Raw genomic sequence first — 15,479 nt, forward strand, 5'->3', positions numbered from 1 at the left:
CCAGTGACGTAAGCACACGCCCCCGACAGACGGGAGTCCCCGTATGGACGTTTCCGCGATCCTGGACCGCTTCCAGGAGGTCAGCGACCAGCCGGACGGCGGTTACCTGGCCCTTTGTCCATCGCACGGGGACTCCCGTCCCTCGCTGCGCATCTGGTTCGGGGAGGACGGACGTGTCCGGATGACCTGCCGCGCCGGATGCGAGACGAACGACGTGATCACCGCTGCCGGCCTGCGCTGGCGAGACATGTTCAACGCGACCGGCGCGGCACGCGTCGTCAAGGCCGCGAAGCCGGTCCTGGTCGGCACGGAACAACTGGCCGCCCTGCGCGTGTATCTGGACGCTGCGGCCCAGGAGTTCAGAAACTCCCCTGCGGAGTCGTACGCGGTCCGCCGCTTCGGCATGACCCAGGACCTGGCCTCCCGCCTGGGCCTGGGGTACGACGACGGCCAGCTTCCGGGACTGATGTTCTGGGACGAGGAGGGACGGCGGCGTAACTACCGCTCCCCTGGCTTCCGGCGGCACCCGCGCCTGATTGTCCCCCTGGTCGGCTTCGACGGCACGCCCCGCGGCCTGCAGGGCCGTGACGTGTCCGGCGACTGTCCGGCGCGATGGATGTCCCTCGTCAACCCTGACGGGATGCACTGGGGTGCCTATGGCGTCCTTCTGGCCGACCGTGAAACGGACGTCTTCATCGTCACGGAGGGCCCAGGCGATGGCCTGACCGCCGTGGCCGCCGGCTTCCACGCGGTCATCATCCGTGGCGCCTCCCTGGTGGCGAACCCCGAACTGGTGGAGGAGCTGGCCGCGGGCCTGAAGGGCAAGCGCGTCGTCCTCGCCGGAGACAACGACAAGGCCGGCAACGGCTTCACTGAGCGTCTGGCCGCCGGCCTGGCCTCCCACGGCGTCCCGACCCAGGCCCTTGCCATCCCCAACGAGGGGGACGACCTGACCGATTGGAGGGCCCGTGACGTGAACGCCTTCCCCGATGCCCTGGAGGCTGCCGTTAACGCCCCTGCGCCCGCTCCGGCGCCCGCCCAGGACGACGACTCGCCCCTTGCCACCCAGGAGGACGTGGCCCCGACCAGGGACCAGGTGGACCTGATCACGGACCTGTACTACGACACGATCAGGGAGTACGGCGCGTCCGACGTCCAGGGGGCGTACCTCCTGGCCCAGTTCGCTGACGGCCAGATCAAGTATGCGCCTGGCCTGGGGTTTTATACCTGGACAGGCCGTGTCTGGGAGCGGTCGGATCTGAAGGTCCGCAACATGGTCCACTTCATCGGTCGCGCGCTGATGGCCGCTGCGAAGCGGAAGACGGAGGACAAGGCCCCCGACGCGAAGGAGGACCCCGGGGAGGGCCTGCGCAAGGCGGCCAAGGGGTTCACGACCAGGCGGAAGATTGACGACCTCCTGGCGGAACTTCAGTCGGTGCCTTCCGTTCACGTTTCGCCCACGTACTTCGACAGCCAGCCGGACCTCCTGTCCTTCCGGAACGGGACCGTGGACCTGACGACAGGGGTGATCCGCCCCCACGACAAGGACGACTTGCTGACCTACTGCCTGGACATCAGTTACCGGCCGGAGGCCACGTGCCCTCGCTGGGAACAGTTCCTGGCGGAGATCTTTCCCGGTATGCCGGAGATGCCGGCGTACATCCGCCGCCTGGTCGGCTACGGCGTCACGGGCCACACCGCGGAACAGTGCTTCGCTGTCCTGCACGGGCGCGGCGCGAACGGAAAGTCTGTCCTGACGGACACCCTGACGAACGTCTTCCGCTCGATCACGGCCACCACTCCGTTCAGCACCTTCGAGGAGAAGTCGTCCGGCGGCATCCCGAACGACATTGCGGCCCTGCGAGGCTCCCGCCTGGTCATGGCCAGCGAGGGCGAGTCGGGTAAGCCGATGTCCGAAGCGGTCCTGAAGCGCGTGACCGGTAAGGACGAGATCTCCGCGCGCTTCCTGCGCCAGGAGTTCTTCACCTTCAAGCCGACGTTCCTTCTGATGCTCGGGACCAACTTCAAGCCGAAGTTCCGCGGCCAGGACGAAGGCTTGTGGCGTCGCGTGAAGCTGATTCCGTTCGTTCGGTTCTTCGCGCCGGAGGAGCGGGACCACACCCTGGACCAGAAGCTGGTGGCGGAGGCCGAAGGGATCGCAGCCTGGGCCGTCCGCGGTGCGATGGAGTGGTACGCCTCCGGCCTTCAGGATCCCCAGCGCATCGTGGACGCAACGAAGGACTACCGGCGCACGTCGGATGCCCTCGCCGGGTTCTTCCCTGGCGTCCTGGAGCGGTGCGACGAGGACACGGCCATGGCCGGCGGTGAGGCGTACCAGGCGTACAAGCACTGGTGCGAAGCGGAGGGCCTGCCCCAGCGCGAGCAGTGGACACGCCGCACGTTCATCGACGCCCTGGCCGAACGCCGCGTCCCCAACAAGCCGACCACGAAGGGCATTGCCCTGATCGGTGTCCGTCTCGCCTCCGACCACTCCGACGCCCCGGACGGTCCGGGCATCTTCGGGGACGAGTAGCCGGGGGACGTCCTCTCCGGACAGTCGTGAACGCCCTGGGTCGGGCCCTTCGGGGTCCGGCCTTCCGGCGTGACTACGACTGATGGAGGGACACACGTGCCTCAGACTCGCACGCCGCTGACGCTGGCCGATCACTTCAAGATCCTGGCCCTGATCGCAGACCTTCGCGCCACTCGAAAGCCGGTCCATCTGGACCTGTTCTGCTGCCAGGGTGGCGCATCCGCCGGCTACGACAGGGCAGGCTTCGCGGTCCTGGGCGTGGACGTGGACAACCAGCCGCGGTACCCGTTCGCCTTCGTCCAGGCGGACGCCGTGGAGTTCCTGGCCCGCTACGGCCACCTGTTCGACAGCGTCAGCGCCAGCCCTCCGTGCCAGGCGTTCACGCTGGCGCAGCGGATCCAGGGCAACACGCATCCCGACTTCATCGTGCCGATACGCGCGCTTCTGGCGGACCTGGACCGGCCCTCCGTGATCGAGAACGTACCGGGCGCGCCCCTGGTCGATCCGGTCGTCCTCTGTGGGGCCATGTTCGGGATCCACACGTACCGGCATCGGCTGTTCGAGACAGGCGGAGGCTTCACGTTCACGGCGCCGGAGCATCCGGAGCACAAGGCCCCCACCGTGAAGATGGGCCGGAAGCTGAAGCCTGGCGACTTCTATCACGCCGTAGGCAACTTCCAGGGCGTCGACTACGTCCGCCGTGACCTGGACATGCCCTGGGCCACGCGTGAGGGCCTGCGGGAGTGCATACCGCCCGTCTACGCAATGTTCATCGGCGCCTATCTGCTGGCGCACCTTCGCCCCTAGGCGACCGACTCACTAGCCCCTCCCTGGCAGGACAAGGCCGGACCTCCACCGCGGGGGTCCGGCTTTCCCCCTGTCCGCATCGTCAACGGAGAGGGGACGACATGCGTTACGTCGGAGGTAAGAGCCGCCTTGCGAGGGCCATATCGGAGGCCATCCAGGCCCGCCGCCAGGGCCGGAGCAAGTACGTGGAGCCGTTCCTGGGAGGAGGCGCGACGTTCGCGCGCATGGCCCCGCTGTTCGATCACGCCAGCGCGGGTGACGTCGTGCCGGACCTGGTCCTGATGTGGCAGGCGGCGAAGAATGGTTGGCAGCCCCCGACGGACGTAGATGACGCGCTGTACGAGGCGCTGAAGACCGCCGGTCCGTCGCCTGTTCGTGGGTTCGTCGGGTTCGGCTGTTCGTTCGGCGGTAAGTGGTTCGGAGGCCGCGCGAAGGGCGGATTCAACGCTGACGGCACGCCGCGGAACCATGCGGCGGAGTCGGCCCGTGCGGTACTGCGCCTGGCGCCCAGGATGGCAGGCGCGGACGTCCGCCAGTGCGGGTACCAGGACTGGCGCCCGGATGCGGATACGGTCGTCTACTGCGATCCGCCGTACGCCGGCACACAGTCCTACGGCGCGGCCGGCGCGTTCGATAGCGCGCTGTTCTGGAAGACCGCTGAGTCCTGGGTGGCAGACGGCGCGCTGGTCCTGGTGTCGGAGTACGAGGCGCCGGCCGGCTGGGTCCCCGCACTGGTGACGGAGCACCGCCAGTCACTACAGCACGGCAAGGGCGGAAGGCCCAAGACCGTCGAGACCCTGTGGGTTCACGAGACCCAGCACTGACACAAGGCCGGACCTCCACCGCGGGGGTCCGGCTTTCCCCCTGTCCGCATCGTCAACGGAGAGGGGACGACATGCGCCACTTCAGCGGCACCCTGAACGGCCTGGGCTGGGACGGATACGTCGTGGAGCGCCCGGAAGACCTGGAGCCATTCCGCGACTGGATCCGCCGCCAGGCCGAATCCCGCACGCCGGTCGCTGTCGACACGGAGACGTGCGGCCTGAAGATCTACGCCTGGGGCCCTGGCTTCCTGCGCCTGGCCCAGTTCGGCAACGAGACGGAAGCGTGGGCGCTCCCGATCGAGCATGGCGCTGTGTACGCGGAGGCCGCCGTCTGGGCCCTCCGCATCCTGCCGGACATCACGGGTCACAACTGGGCCGGCTTCGATGCCCTGGTCTGTGACGAACACCTGGGCGTCCCCCTGGAAGAGACCTGCGCGAAGGCCACGGATACCAAGATCCTGGCGAAGCTGATCGACCCCCGCGCGGAGATGGAGGGCGGCATAGGCCAGAGCCTGAAGCCGCTGTCCGCGCACTACATCGACGCGTCCGCGCCGGACACCCAGGACGGCCTCAAATCCGTCTTCAAGGACCTGAAGCTGAAGATCGCTGAAGGCTTCGCGAAGATCCCGCTGTCGCATCCCACCTACCTCGAGTACGGCCTCTTGGACGTGATCCTGACGTCCCGGCTCCGCCCTCGCCTGGAGCGGACGCTGGCCAAGCTGGGCGTCCCGCAGCGGCTGTCCGTTTACGAACACCGCGTGGCCCGCATCTGCGCCCAGATGGTCCGCGCCGGCATGGTCCTGGACGAGGAGTACACGACCGGCCTCCAGGCCGATCTGTCCTACGACGCGGACCAGTTCGCGGAGATCGCCCTTCGCTACGGCGTGGAGTCCGTGAACTCTGGCCGCCAGGTCTCCGCCGCGCTCCTGGACATGGGCGAGTCGCTGACGGAGAAGACAGCGTCCGGCGCCTGGAAGGTGGACAAGGCCGTCCTGATGGCGATCGCGGACCTGGATCGAGACTGGAAGGCCATCGGTTCACGGCCCCCGAACGCCCTCGCTGACGCTGTCCTTCGCAGCAAGCGGGCCGGTAAGTGGCGGAGCGCGTACGCGGACAACTTCCTGGAGAACGTGGACGCCAGGGGCCGGATCCACCCCAACATCCAATCCATGCAAGCGCGGACCTTCCGCATGTCGGTGACCCAGCCGGCGGTCCAGACGCTTCCGTCCTCGGACAAGATGATCCGCCGTGCGCTCCTCGCCGACGAGGGTCACGTCATGATCAGCACCGACTTCCAGGCCGTGGAACTTCGCGTCCTGGCCGCGCTGGCTGACGTGAAGCGCATGAAGCTGGCGATCGCCAACGGGGAGGATCTGCACTCGTTCACGGCCCGCCTGGTGTTCGGCGAGGGGTTCACGGACAAGGACCGGAAGGTCTCCAAGGGAATCGCGTTCGGCAAGGTCTACGGGGGTGGAGCCACGACTGTGGCCCGCCAGACTGGCGCCCCGATCGACGCTGTTCAGCGCGCCATGGCGAAGTACGACCAGGTCTACCCGGAGGTGGGCCGCGCGGCGAAGGACTGGCGCATAGAGGCGTTCAACAACCGCATGGTTGCCGTCTCGATCACGGGTCACCGTCTCCCGCTGGACCGCGACCGCACGTACGCCGTGACGAACTATCTGGTCCAGTCCACGGCCCGTGACTGCCTGGGTCAGGCCCTGATCCACATGGACGAACGCGGCCTGGTCCCGTTCCTGCGCCTCCCGATCCATGACGAGGTCCTGGCTTCGGCCCCGAAGGAGGACGCGAAGGACATCGCGCGGGCCATCTCGGAGTGCATGACGTTCGACCTGTTGGGCGTCCCGATCGCCGCTGATGCCGAAATCGGCAAGCGGTCCTGGGGTTCGCTCTACGGCGCCGACTTCTGACCGGTCCCGATCGACTGTGAACGGCCCTGTACGTATGACACCCGTCACGCGTTCAGGGCCTTCACCGATTCGTTACACATGCCGACTCAAGTGAGTCGCCTGGAAGGCGATCGTCCATAACAACGCGGTCTACCTGGGACAACGTCTCCTACCCAGGTCTGATCTGTGGTTTCGCGTCGATCGCTACTGGTCAGTAGGCGTCATCCGGCTGGCAACCTTGGACATCCAACCGCTTGTGCCGACTCAATTGAGTCGCTTACTTTCACATTGCGCTCACAACTCGCGGACCGATCAGCCGCGAACGGAGGGGCGCGTTCCCCACCACACCCATGTCCCTGGTTCCCCATGCCCTGGCCCAGCCATGCCCTGGCCCAGCCATGCCCGGATCCGGGGGCCCCCAGAGAGGGCCACCACCGTGAACGTCACCACTCGCACCCAGGTCATCGGCTCCGTCATCAGCGAGGAGGTTACGGACGAGACGCTGGCCGCAGCGCAGGCCGGCAACCGCGACGCTGGCGCATCGATCCTGGCGGACCTGGAATCCCGCTTCGCCGCCCTGGCCCGTCGGACCGCTGCCCGCACGGAGGGCGACGCCAGTGAGGGCCTGCGCTCCGCCTACGTGGAGGATCTGACCCAGGAGGCCGCCCTGATCGCCTGGGAGTGCCTGGTCGGGTACGAGGGCGACAGCGTTGACGGCTTCCGCGCCTACGCCTTCCGCTACGTGGAGCGTGAACTTCCGGCCCGCGCTCGCGACATGATGAACGGCACGGACGACGACTCTGACGGTAAGAAGCTGTTCGCGCAGATGGTGAAGCACTTCCGCGCTGCCGACGTGAACCACCAGATGATCGAAGCCGACTACGTGAACCTTGCTGAGTCCGCGGTCCAGGACAAGGGCCTGGTCGCCACGCTGAACGGTGGCGCCTACAAGTCCCGCGTCCGCATGTCGCCGGAGGCCGCCTACGCCGCGCGCCTGGCGTACCAGGGTGCCATCTCGATCTACGTCCCGACCGCTGGCGAGGACGCCGACACCACCATTGCGGACACCCTGGCCGACCCCACGGCCGTTAACGACCTGGACGTGGTCCTGGGCGGCTACCGGCCGATCCAGTGGGTTCTCCCCGCCCTGGTCCTGGAGGACAACCTGGCGACGCCGAAAGACGACGTCCAGCGCGGCCTGGTCCTCCTGGCGCTGGATCGTTTCCGCGCTGGCACGGTGACGGAGACGGACCTGGAGCTGATGGAGGGCCTTACCTGCCGCAGCGAAGCCGTTGGTACGGCCGTGGACATGCTGCGCTCCCTGCACACCCAGCGCGAGGAGGGGCCGGACGCGTCCACCGCTGAGTCCCAGACGAACGCTGCCCTGGGCCGTGGCTCGATCGCCCTGACCGCCCAGCGGGCCATCCTGGAAAAGGCCACGGACGACGCCGTGAAGCGGGCCCTGGTGCGTCGCGTGCTCGGCATGCTGTCCCCGCGTCAGGCGTACATCCTGGCCGCGTCGTTCGGCTTCATGGGCAAGTTCAAGGACGACGCCCAGGTGGCTCGCGAGATGGCCAAGGCGGGCATCGCCGACGTGGAGGCGGCCAGGGTGCGCAAGGACCGCGACAAGGCGCGTGCGGCGTTCACGAAGCGCTGGGCGTCCCTGGTCGCGAGGGGTGGCGAGCGCATGGCCCTGGAGCTGGCCGCTGCCATGCAGGGTGTTGACCTGACGGAGGCCCTGGACGAGGACTGACAGGGGACGCCCTCCCCGGACGGAACCAAGGGGCCTCACCGCTGGGGCCCCTTCCAGCCGCCTCAACAGGGGCGTTTACGAGAGGACCACCCCATGTCAGACCTGGACGCCCTGGGCAACCCCGAACACGAGTGTGACGAAGGGTGCGGCCCCTACGAGCCGCAGGCTGACCGCAACCTTGAAGACCTGGACGAGTCGGCCCACATCGACGCCCTGTACGAGGAGTTGAACCTGGTCCGCGAGCACGTGGCCTTGCTGCTCCTGGCGCTGGCCCAGGTGGAGGGGCCGACGATCGGCCTTCAGCCGCGCGGTATCTCCGTGCTCCTGGACCTGTCCCAGACGGAGGCTGAAGCCCTCCTGGGCCGCAAGCACCATGACCCCCAGGCCGTCGTGAACCACGCCATCAGCGTTGCCGGCGAGGACGGATACGTGGGCCGCGCCATGGAAGCCGTGTTCCGCGCTCAGATCATGCGCGCCTCCGCCGTGACCAGCCCGGACGAGGACGACGAACAGGATTGACGCGACTCAATTGAGTCGGCTATCTTCAGCACTCCAGCCGCCCCTATTGGGGCACCTGCCCTGAGAGGACCTGACCCGTGAACGCCATCCGCACGCGCCTGACCGTCACCGCTGGCGTCGTCATCATCGCCCTGACCGGCGCTGCCTTCTGGCTTTCCTACGCCCACCTCCACGACGTGGCCGCGACTCACGGCCTGGGCACGTCCCCCGCCAGAGCCTGGGCCTGGCCCGCGACCCTGGACCTGTTCATCGTCGCCGGAGAAATCATGATGCTGGTCGCCGCACTGGCGAAGCGCCGTGACTTCTGGGCCATCGGCTTGACGGTCGCTGGGTCGGTCGGCTCCATCGGCCTGAACGTTTACGGTGTCGGCGCCGACGCACCCAAGATTGAGTACCTGGTGGCCGCCGTCCCGCCGTCCGCCGCCCTCCTGGCCTTCGGCGCCCTCATGCGGCAGGTTCACCACGCCTTGGCTGGCGAGGAGGAGGCCAAGGCGGAGCCTGGGGAGGCCCTGACGTACGAACTCCAGGGTGATCGCCCGCTGTCTGCCCGCTTCATGGAGCCCCTGGAGGAGTACCAGGCCGCCATGGACGAGGTCGTGGAGAAGATGGCCACCGAAGCCGGCGTGCCCCTGGAACTGGTCAAGACCACTGCTACAGAGGACGCTAGCGACTCCGCCGACGAGGACGAGGACTCCGAGGAGGAGGTACCGGTCTACACCATTTCTTCGAAGCCGACCCTGGCGGAGATTGACGCCGCCATCCAGGACATCCGGAAGGAGGGCCGCCCCCTCTCCGGCGGTCGCCTGGCGAAGTACTTCGGGGTGAGCGGACGCACTGGCCGCCGCTATCTCTCCGAGTGGAGCGAAGCCCAGGAGTCGACCGCCTGACACCCCGTCATTGCAACCCCCTGCAACCTTGTACAACCTTTTGGCCGGGCCCCCAACTTAGGGGGCCCTTCCCTTTGGCCAGGGCTTTTTACCTTCCATTTGCCCGTAACAGAGTGGTCACACCACGCGTCGCATGCCTTACAGTTGGTTGAAAGGGGAAGAGCCGATTCCGGGGGGTTTTTGTGAACTCTTGCTCCGTGACGTTGCGCGCCTTCATACCGTGTGTTACGTCCTACGGCTGGACCTGGGGCGAGTGGCGTGGGGAGACGCCTCTTGCCGTTGAGGTCCTGGCCGAACTTGCCGAACTGCCGCGAGTGCTCCGTTCGTACTCCACGACGGTTGCCACCATGTTGCGCATGGCCGACTCCGGCGACAGGTTCAACATCACCGCGTACGGGACACGTTCAGGTCGTGTCTACGGTCGTGATCAATGGCTGTTCGATGCCGTGTACGGCACATACCGGCCGCACGGTGACCCGTGGGTCCCGCGCCGATTCAAGGTCCTACAGGACACCGAATCCGAACAGCCGTTCGAGAGGCATGCAACGGGTGTTGCCCCCGTTGTGTCACTGATGAGCCGGCGGGCACCCCTGCCGGAGGACTGCCCTCCGATGGTCGCATGACGGGTACGCTCCGGGCATGGACCTACCTCCGATTACCGAGCGCGGTACACGGGACCAACTGGCAGAGCAACTACGCGACATGTCGACGGGCTGGTATCTGCGGGCCAACGACCGGCTGTCCGAACAGGCAGCCGACGCGGCGGACCAACTGACAGCAGGAGCCGACTCCGTGACGGTGGGACATACCACTTACACGGTTGACGAACCTGGTGACAGCGCGTCGACTCCGTAGTTACCCTGGTCACACTGGTCTGGCAACAGGCTGGACCTAGCGCGCAGTTAGGACAACAGCAAAATGACCCAAGCGGACAGCGCTGCTCCTGCGCTGAGAAGGTCGCTTGACTCTGACCCCACCCAGGGCCAGGGGCAAGCGGAGATCACTGCAACCACGCCCCTGCCTCCTGGGTGGTCGTCTTTCTGCTCCAAGCCGACCCGGACGGATCCGGCGCACTGGTACGCCACAGCGCCATGGGACGCCGACGTCATCAACCTGTCCCATGGCCTGAGGGGCGACGAGAACCAGCTGACACAGACCGTGGACGCCGAGACGTGGAGAGGGCTCCACCGCGTCGTGGCAGAACAGGTGCTCTTGCACCAACAGCTGTCGGGGCGGGCGCATGCCTAGGGCCGTCCTAAAGTACGTACCGCACACCATCAGGCACGCGCCCGACCTTGAATCGACGCGTCAGGCCCACTGCACCACGGCCGGCTGTGGCGAGTCGTCCACCCCCAGCGACGAGGACACTGTTCAGCTCTGGTGCCTCGGTCACACGGGACGGCACCCCGAGCACACCGTGTTTCGACGGGTCTTCACCGACCACGCACGAGTGATACGAGAGGAGTAGTAACGCCACCCCGAGACAGGCCCCGTTCACCGCGCCAGGTGGGCGGGGCCTTTCCGTTGCCTGTGAGCGGGGCGTGAGAGAGACGTGAGGAACCAGTAGCCATGCATATATCTATGCCGCTACCCGGGCACATTGGACCATGGAGGCCCTGGACTCTCTCCCCTTTTGTCCAGGGCCTTCTTCATGCCCGCCCAGGTCAGGCTGTGGTTAACGACTCCAGCTGTAATACGTCCTAGCCAGGACTTCCGACACACCCGAGTTCGCCGGGATCACGTTCCACGAGATCCGGGCCCGCTCGATCATCAACCGGGTGCCGGGCGCCTCGCGCATGCCCTTCGAGTGGACGGTCAACCCGTATCGGGGCTGCTCGCACGCGTGCGTGTACTGCTTCGCCCGCAAGACCCACAGCTATCTCGACCTGGACACGGGCCTCGGCTTCGACTCCCAGATCGTGGTCAAGGTGAACGCGCCGGAGCTGCTGCGCCGGCAGCTCTCCGCACGTCGCTGGCAGGGCGAGCACATAGCGATGGGCACGAACGTCGACTGCTACCAGCGGGCGGAGGGCCGCTACCGCCTGATGCCGGGCATCCTCGCCGCCCTGCGCGATCACGCCAACCCCTACTCGATCCTGACGAAGGGCACGCTGATCCTGCGCGACCTGGAGCTGCTGAAGCAGTCCGCCGAGGTGACCGACGTCGGCATCTCCGTCTCGGTCGGCTTCGTCGACCCCGAGCTGTGGCGCACCGTGGAGCCGGGCACGCCCGCCCCCGAGCGGCGCCTGGACGTCGTACGGACCCTGACCGAGCACGGCCTCGGATGCGGGGTGCTGATGGCACCGGTGATTCCCTTCCTGAGCGACCAGCCGGCCCAACTGCGGGCCAGCGTGCGGGCGATCGCCGCCGCCGGGGCGACCTCGGTCACGCCGCTGGTGCTGCATCTGCGGCCCGGGGCGCGCGAGTGGTTCATGGCCTGGCTGGGCCGCGAGCACCCGCACCTGGTGCGCCGTTACGAGCGGCTGTACGCGGACGGTGCCTACGCGCCGAAGTGGTACCAGCGCCGGATCACCCGTCAGGTCCACGACCTGGCGCAGGAGTACGGCATCGGCCCCACGCGCGCGGGCATGCCCCGGCGGATCCGCGAGCCCGAACCGGCGCCGGAGCCCGCCGGGCACACGCAGCAGGAACCGACCCAGCTCTCCCTGCTCTGAGGGCATTGGGGGCCTTGGGGGGCATTGGAGCGCATCTCTCGGCCCAATAGGGTCAAGTCTCGTCAGAACCTGTTCTTCCAGGCGTCCGTTCCGGGATGAATGCGGCCGGGACCGTGGCTCTCGCGGTCCGCATCCCTCCGTCCTGGGAGGACCCCATGGGAAAACGCGCAGCCATGCTGTGCGGTGCCGCCGTCGTCATGGCCGCGGCCGTGCCGGCCGTCCCCGCCGCCGGGGCGAGCGCCCCGCACATCGCCGACACCGCTCAGGCCGCACCCCTCACCTGGAAGAAGTGCGGCACCACGAAGTACCCGACGCTCCAGTGCGCGTCCCTGGAGGTGCCGCTCGACCACGCCGATCCGCGCGGACGGCAGATCACCCTCGCGCTGTCCCGCGTCCCGCACACCGCGAAGAAGTACCAGGGCCCGCTGCTGGTCAACCCCGGCGGCCCCGGCGGCAGCGGCCTCACACTCGCCGGATTCGTCGCCTACGCGCTGCCGAAGGCGGTAGCGGCCCAGTACGACGTCATCGGCTTCGATCCGCGCGGGGTCGGCGCGAGCAAACCGGCCGTCAACTGCAAGTCCGGCTACTTCGCCCCGGTGCGCCCGGACTCCGTGCCGCGCACACCAGCGATCGAGCGGGCCAACCTCCAGCGCGCCAAGGCCTTCGCGCAGTCCTGCGGAAAGAAGTACGCGGACGTGCTGCCGCACATCAACACGATCAGCGCCGTGCGGGACATGGACCGGATCCGCGCGGCTCTCGGCACCAGGCAGATCAGCTACTTCGGCTACTCGTACGGCACCTACCTCGGCGCGGTCTACGCGAAGCTCTTCCCACAGCGGGTGCGACGCGCGGCCCTGGACTCGGTCGTCGACCCCACCGGCGTCTGGTACGAGGCCAACCTCGCACAGGACGTCGCCTTCGACGACCGCCACCGCGCGTTCCTGGCGTGGGTCGCCAAGTACGACAAGACGTACCGGCTCGGCGCCGATCCCGCGCGGGTCGAGGCCAAGTGGTACGCGATGCGGGCAGCCCTGGCCAACGCGCCGGCCGGCGGGAAGGTGGGCCCCTCCGAGCTGGAGGACACCTTCCTGCCCGGCGGCTACTTCAACGGCTACTGGCCCTATCTCGCCAAGGCGTTCGCGGCGTATGCGAACGACAAGGACGCCGCCCCGCTGATCGAGGTCTACGAGAAGTTCGGCGCCGCGGACGCGTCCGACGAGAACGGATACAGCATCTACGCCGCCGTCCAGTGCAGGGACGCCGCCTGGTCCCGGGACTGGCAGCGGTGGCGCGCGGACAACTGGGAGGTGTACGCGAAGGCGCCGTTCATGACCTGGAACAACGCCTGGTACAACGCGCCGTGTGCGTTCTGGCCGAACGAGTCCCTCCCCTCGGTGAGCGTCATCAACGGCAAGGTCGCGCCCGTGCTGCTGTTCCAGGCGACCGGCGACGCGGCCACCCCGTACCAGGGCGCCGTCACGGTGCACCGGCAGCTGGCCCGCTCCAGCCTGGTGGTCGAGCGGGGCGGCGGCAACCACGGCATCACGCTGGGCGGCAACTCCTGCCTGGACAAGCACCTCGCGGCCTACCTGACCGACGGGACGGTGCCACGCGGCGACGGCGTGGTCGACGCGGTGTGCGAGGCCCGGCCCGACCCGAAGCCGCTGAGCTCCAAGGCGACGTCGGCCACGGCAGCGGGCGCCGAACTGCACAGGCTGATCGGCTTCCGCCACTGAGCGGGTGACCGCCTGACCAGCCGACCGTCCGGTCGCGCCCGAGGGTCCGTCGGGGGCGTTGTCAGACCCGTGGTCCACCATGGACGCATGAGTGAGCTGACCAGGATTCCCGCCCCCGACGGAGTCGCCCCCGCCGCCCAGTACACGCATGTCGTGCTCGGTACGGGCCGTTTCGTCGCCGTCTCCGGCCAGCTCGCCCTGGACGAGGACGGCAGACTCGTCGGCGAGGGCGATCCGGCTGTCCAGGCCCGCCAGGTCTTCGAGAACCTCAGGCGCTGCCTCGCGGCGGCCGGGGCGACGTTCGACGAGGTCGTCAAACTCACCTACTTCGTCACGGACATGGCACACATGCCCGCCATCCGCGCGGCCCGTGCCGAGCACATACCCGACGACCGGCTGCCTGCCGCGTCGGCGGTCCAGGTCGCGGGGCTGGTGCGGCCGGAGTTCCTGATGGAGGTCGAGGCGTTCGCGGTGCTGCCGGACTAAATCGAAGGCCGGCCGGGGCGGGCGGCCTCTAGGGTGCCGCCATGAACGACGACGACCGCATCGGAATCCGCCGTATGACCCTGGCCGACTGCGGCCGCGTCTCCGAGATCCGCGTCGGCGGCTGGCGCAGCGCCTATCAGGGACTCATGCCGCAGTCGTACCTGGACGCCATGGACGTGACCCAGGACGCCAATCGCCGCCGCGCCCACTTCACGGGGGCCGACCGCAGGGTGGTGAACCTGGTCGCCGAGGAGGACGGCGGGATCGTCGGCTGGGCCTGCCACGGCCCGTACCGCGGCGGCGAGGGGCACACGGAGGACGCCGAGTTGTACGCCCTCTACGTGGACCCCGAACGGTACGGCGCCGGCACGGGCCACGCCCTGCTCCAGGAGTCGATACGCCGGTGCACGGCCGCCGGACGCCCCCGCATGCTCCTGTGGGTCCTCAAGGACAACACCCGCGCCCGGCGCTTCTACGAGCGGGCGGGCTTCCGCCCGGACGGCGCCGAGGAGCCCTTCGAGGTGGACGGCGTGCAGGTGCCCGAGGTGCGGTACGTGCGGGAGCTGGCGGCTCACCGCTGACGCGGAATCCGCGCCAGCGCCTGAACCGCCGCCTCTGCCAGCGCCGGGTGGGCCAGGGCCTCGTTCAGGACGCGTCTGGCCCTCTTGTCGCCGAGGGTGCCGAGGCCTTCCACACAGGCCAGGGCCACGCGGCGGTACGGGTCGTGCGGATGCAGGCGGCGTTGCAGGGTGGTGATCAGGGCGGGCACCGCCTCGGGGGCGCGCAGCTCGACCAGGAGCCGGACCGGGTGCAGGGCGTAGGCGACGCGGAGTTCATTGGTGGCGAGGGCGGCCGCCGCGCGGGCCGTGCGCGGGTCACCGAGCCGGGCCAGGGCGTGGGCGGCGGAGACACAGCGCTGCGGGTCACGGTGGTTCAGGAGCAGGACGAGGGACTCGAAGGCCCGGCGGTCCCCGGCGATGCCCAGCCGGAACGCGGCCAGCTCCCTCGCCCACAGCGGCTGTCCGGGCGCGGTGAGCACGTCGGCCAGTTCGTCGAGGTCCTCGGTCGCCACGAGGTGGTCGTACGCGGGCGACGCCCCGGACTCCTGCCGTAAGCGCTCCGTGAGTGATCGCAACTCTTCGTCCATGAAGGCGAGCGTATGCAAGCGGCCCGCTCGGCGGGACCTACATCACAAAGACGAGGTCTGGCGCGCTCGTTACCCACCGGTTAAGCTCATACGAGCGAGTCACCCACTCGTGGATTTACTTGCAGCGGCCTGGTGACGCAGCCACTGCAAGGGAGCACCTCCCACGCCTTCAAGGCGGTGGGGGCGCTGGTCGGTTCGGTACATC

At 68.3% G+C, this 15,479-nt stretch carries 12 protein-coding genes and 1 pseudogene; 12 read left to right on the plus strand and 1 reads right to left on the minus strand.

Annotated elements, in window-relative coordinates; translation table 11 throughout:
• Nucleotides 1–43 precede the first annotated feature (43 nt).
• From ADK36_RS13795 to ADK36_RS13850, 12 genes and pseudogenes are all read left to right on the plus strand, one after another.
• On the plus strand, nt 44–2,533 hold the full coding sequence (locus ADK36_RS13795) for a phage/plasmid primase, P4 family (RefSeq protein WP_053197679.1): 2,490 nt from the start codon (nt 44–46) through the stop codon (nt 2,531–2,533).
• Between the two features lie 96 nt (nt 2,534–2,629).
• Entirely contained in the window at nt 2,630–3,340 is a 711-nt protein-coding gene (locus ADK36_RS13800) for an SAM-dependent methyltransferase (protein ID WP_338060779.1), read from the plus strand.
• Between the two features lie 101 nt (nt 3,341–3,441).
• Complete coding sequence (locus ADK36_RS13805; RefSeq protein WP_053197681.1) at nt 3,442–4,164, plus strand: DNA adenine methylase; 723 nt, start codon at nt 3,442–3,444, stop codon at nt 4,162–4,164.
• A gap of 71 nt (nt 4,165–4,235) precedes the next feature.
• Nucleotides 4,236–6,092, plus strand: coding sequence for a DNA polymerase (locus tag ADK36_RS13810; protein ID WP_053197682.1), 1,857 nt, complete (start codon nt 4,236–4,238; stop codon nt 6,090–6,092).
• Nucleotides 6,093–6,507: 415 nt separating this feature from the next.
• Nucleotides 6,508–7,824 (plus strand): hypothetical protein, encoded by a 1,317-nt coding sequence (locus tag ADK36_RS13815; RefSeq protein ID WP_053197684.1) that lies wholly within the window; start codon nt 6,508–6,510, stop codon nt 7,822–7,824.
• 93 nt (nt 7,825–7,917) lie between these two features.
• On the plus strand, nt 7,918–8,343 hold the full coding sequence (locus tag ADK36_RS13820; protein WP_053197686.1) for a hypothetical protein: 426 nt from the start codon (nt 7,918–7,920) through the stop codon (nt 8,341–8,343).
• Nucleotides 8,344–8,420: 77 nt separating this feature from the next.
• Complete coding sequence (locus ADK36_RS13825) at nt 8,421–9,230, plus strand: DUF2637 domain-containing protein (RefSeq protein WP_053197689.1); 810 nt, start codon at nt 8,421–8,423, stop codon at nt 9,228–9,230.
• Between the two features lie 197 nt (nt 9,231–9,427).
• Nucleotides 9,428–9,853 carry a hypothetical protein gene (locus ADK36_RS48840; RefSeq protein ID WP_159391148.1) on the plus strand — a complete coding sequence of 142 codons (426 nt, stop codon included), beginning with the start codon at nt 9,428–9,430 and terminating at the stop codon, nt 9,851–9,853.
• 1,074 nt (nt 9,854–10,927) lie between these two features.
• Nucleotides 10,928–11,905, plus strand: a pseudogene (locus tag ADK36_RS13835) (Rv2578c family radical SAM protein); the annotation flags it as partial.
• A 155-nt stretch (nt 11,906–12,060) separates the two neighbouring features.
• The gene (locus ADK36_RS13840; protein WP_048579455.1) at nt 12,061–13,641 is read left to right on the plus strand and encodes an alpha/beta hydrolase; all 1,581 of its coding nucleotides are present in this window, start codon (nt 12,061–12,063) and stop codon (nt 13,639–13,641) included.
• Nucleotides 13,642–13,728: 87 nt separating this feature from the next.
• On the plus strand, nt 13,729–14,127 hold the full coding sequence (locus ADK36_RS13845) for a RidA family protein (RefSeq protein ID WP_048579456.1): 399 nt from the start codon (nt 13,729–13,731) through the stop codon (nt 14,125–14,127).
• Between the two features lie 41 nt (nt 14,128–14,168).
• Nucleotides 14,169–14,708, plus strand: coding sequence for a GNAT family N-acetyltransferase (locus ADK36_RS13850; protein WP_048579457.1), 540 nt, complete (start codon nt 14,169–14,171; stop codon nt 14,706–14,708).
• Here the strand turns inward: ADK36_RS13850 and ADK36_RS13855 are convergent.
• Nucleotides 14,699–15,274, minus strand: coding sequence for an adenylosuccinate lyase (locus ADK36_RS13855; RefSeq protein WP_048579458.1), 576 nt, complete (start codon nt 15,272–15,274; stop codon nt 14,699–14,701). The genes ADK36_RS13850 and ADK36_RS13855 overlap by 10 nt on opposite strands.
• Between the last annotated feature and the right edge of the window lie 205 nt (nt 15,275–15,479).

It is taken from the genome of Streptomyces viridochromogenes (genome assembly GCF_001270495.1).
GTDB classification, from domain to species: Bacteria; Actinomycetota; Actinomycetes; order Streptomycetales; family Streptomycetaceae; genus Streptomyces; species Streptomyces viridochromogenes_A.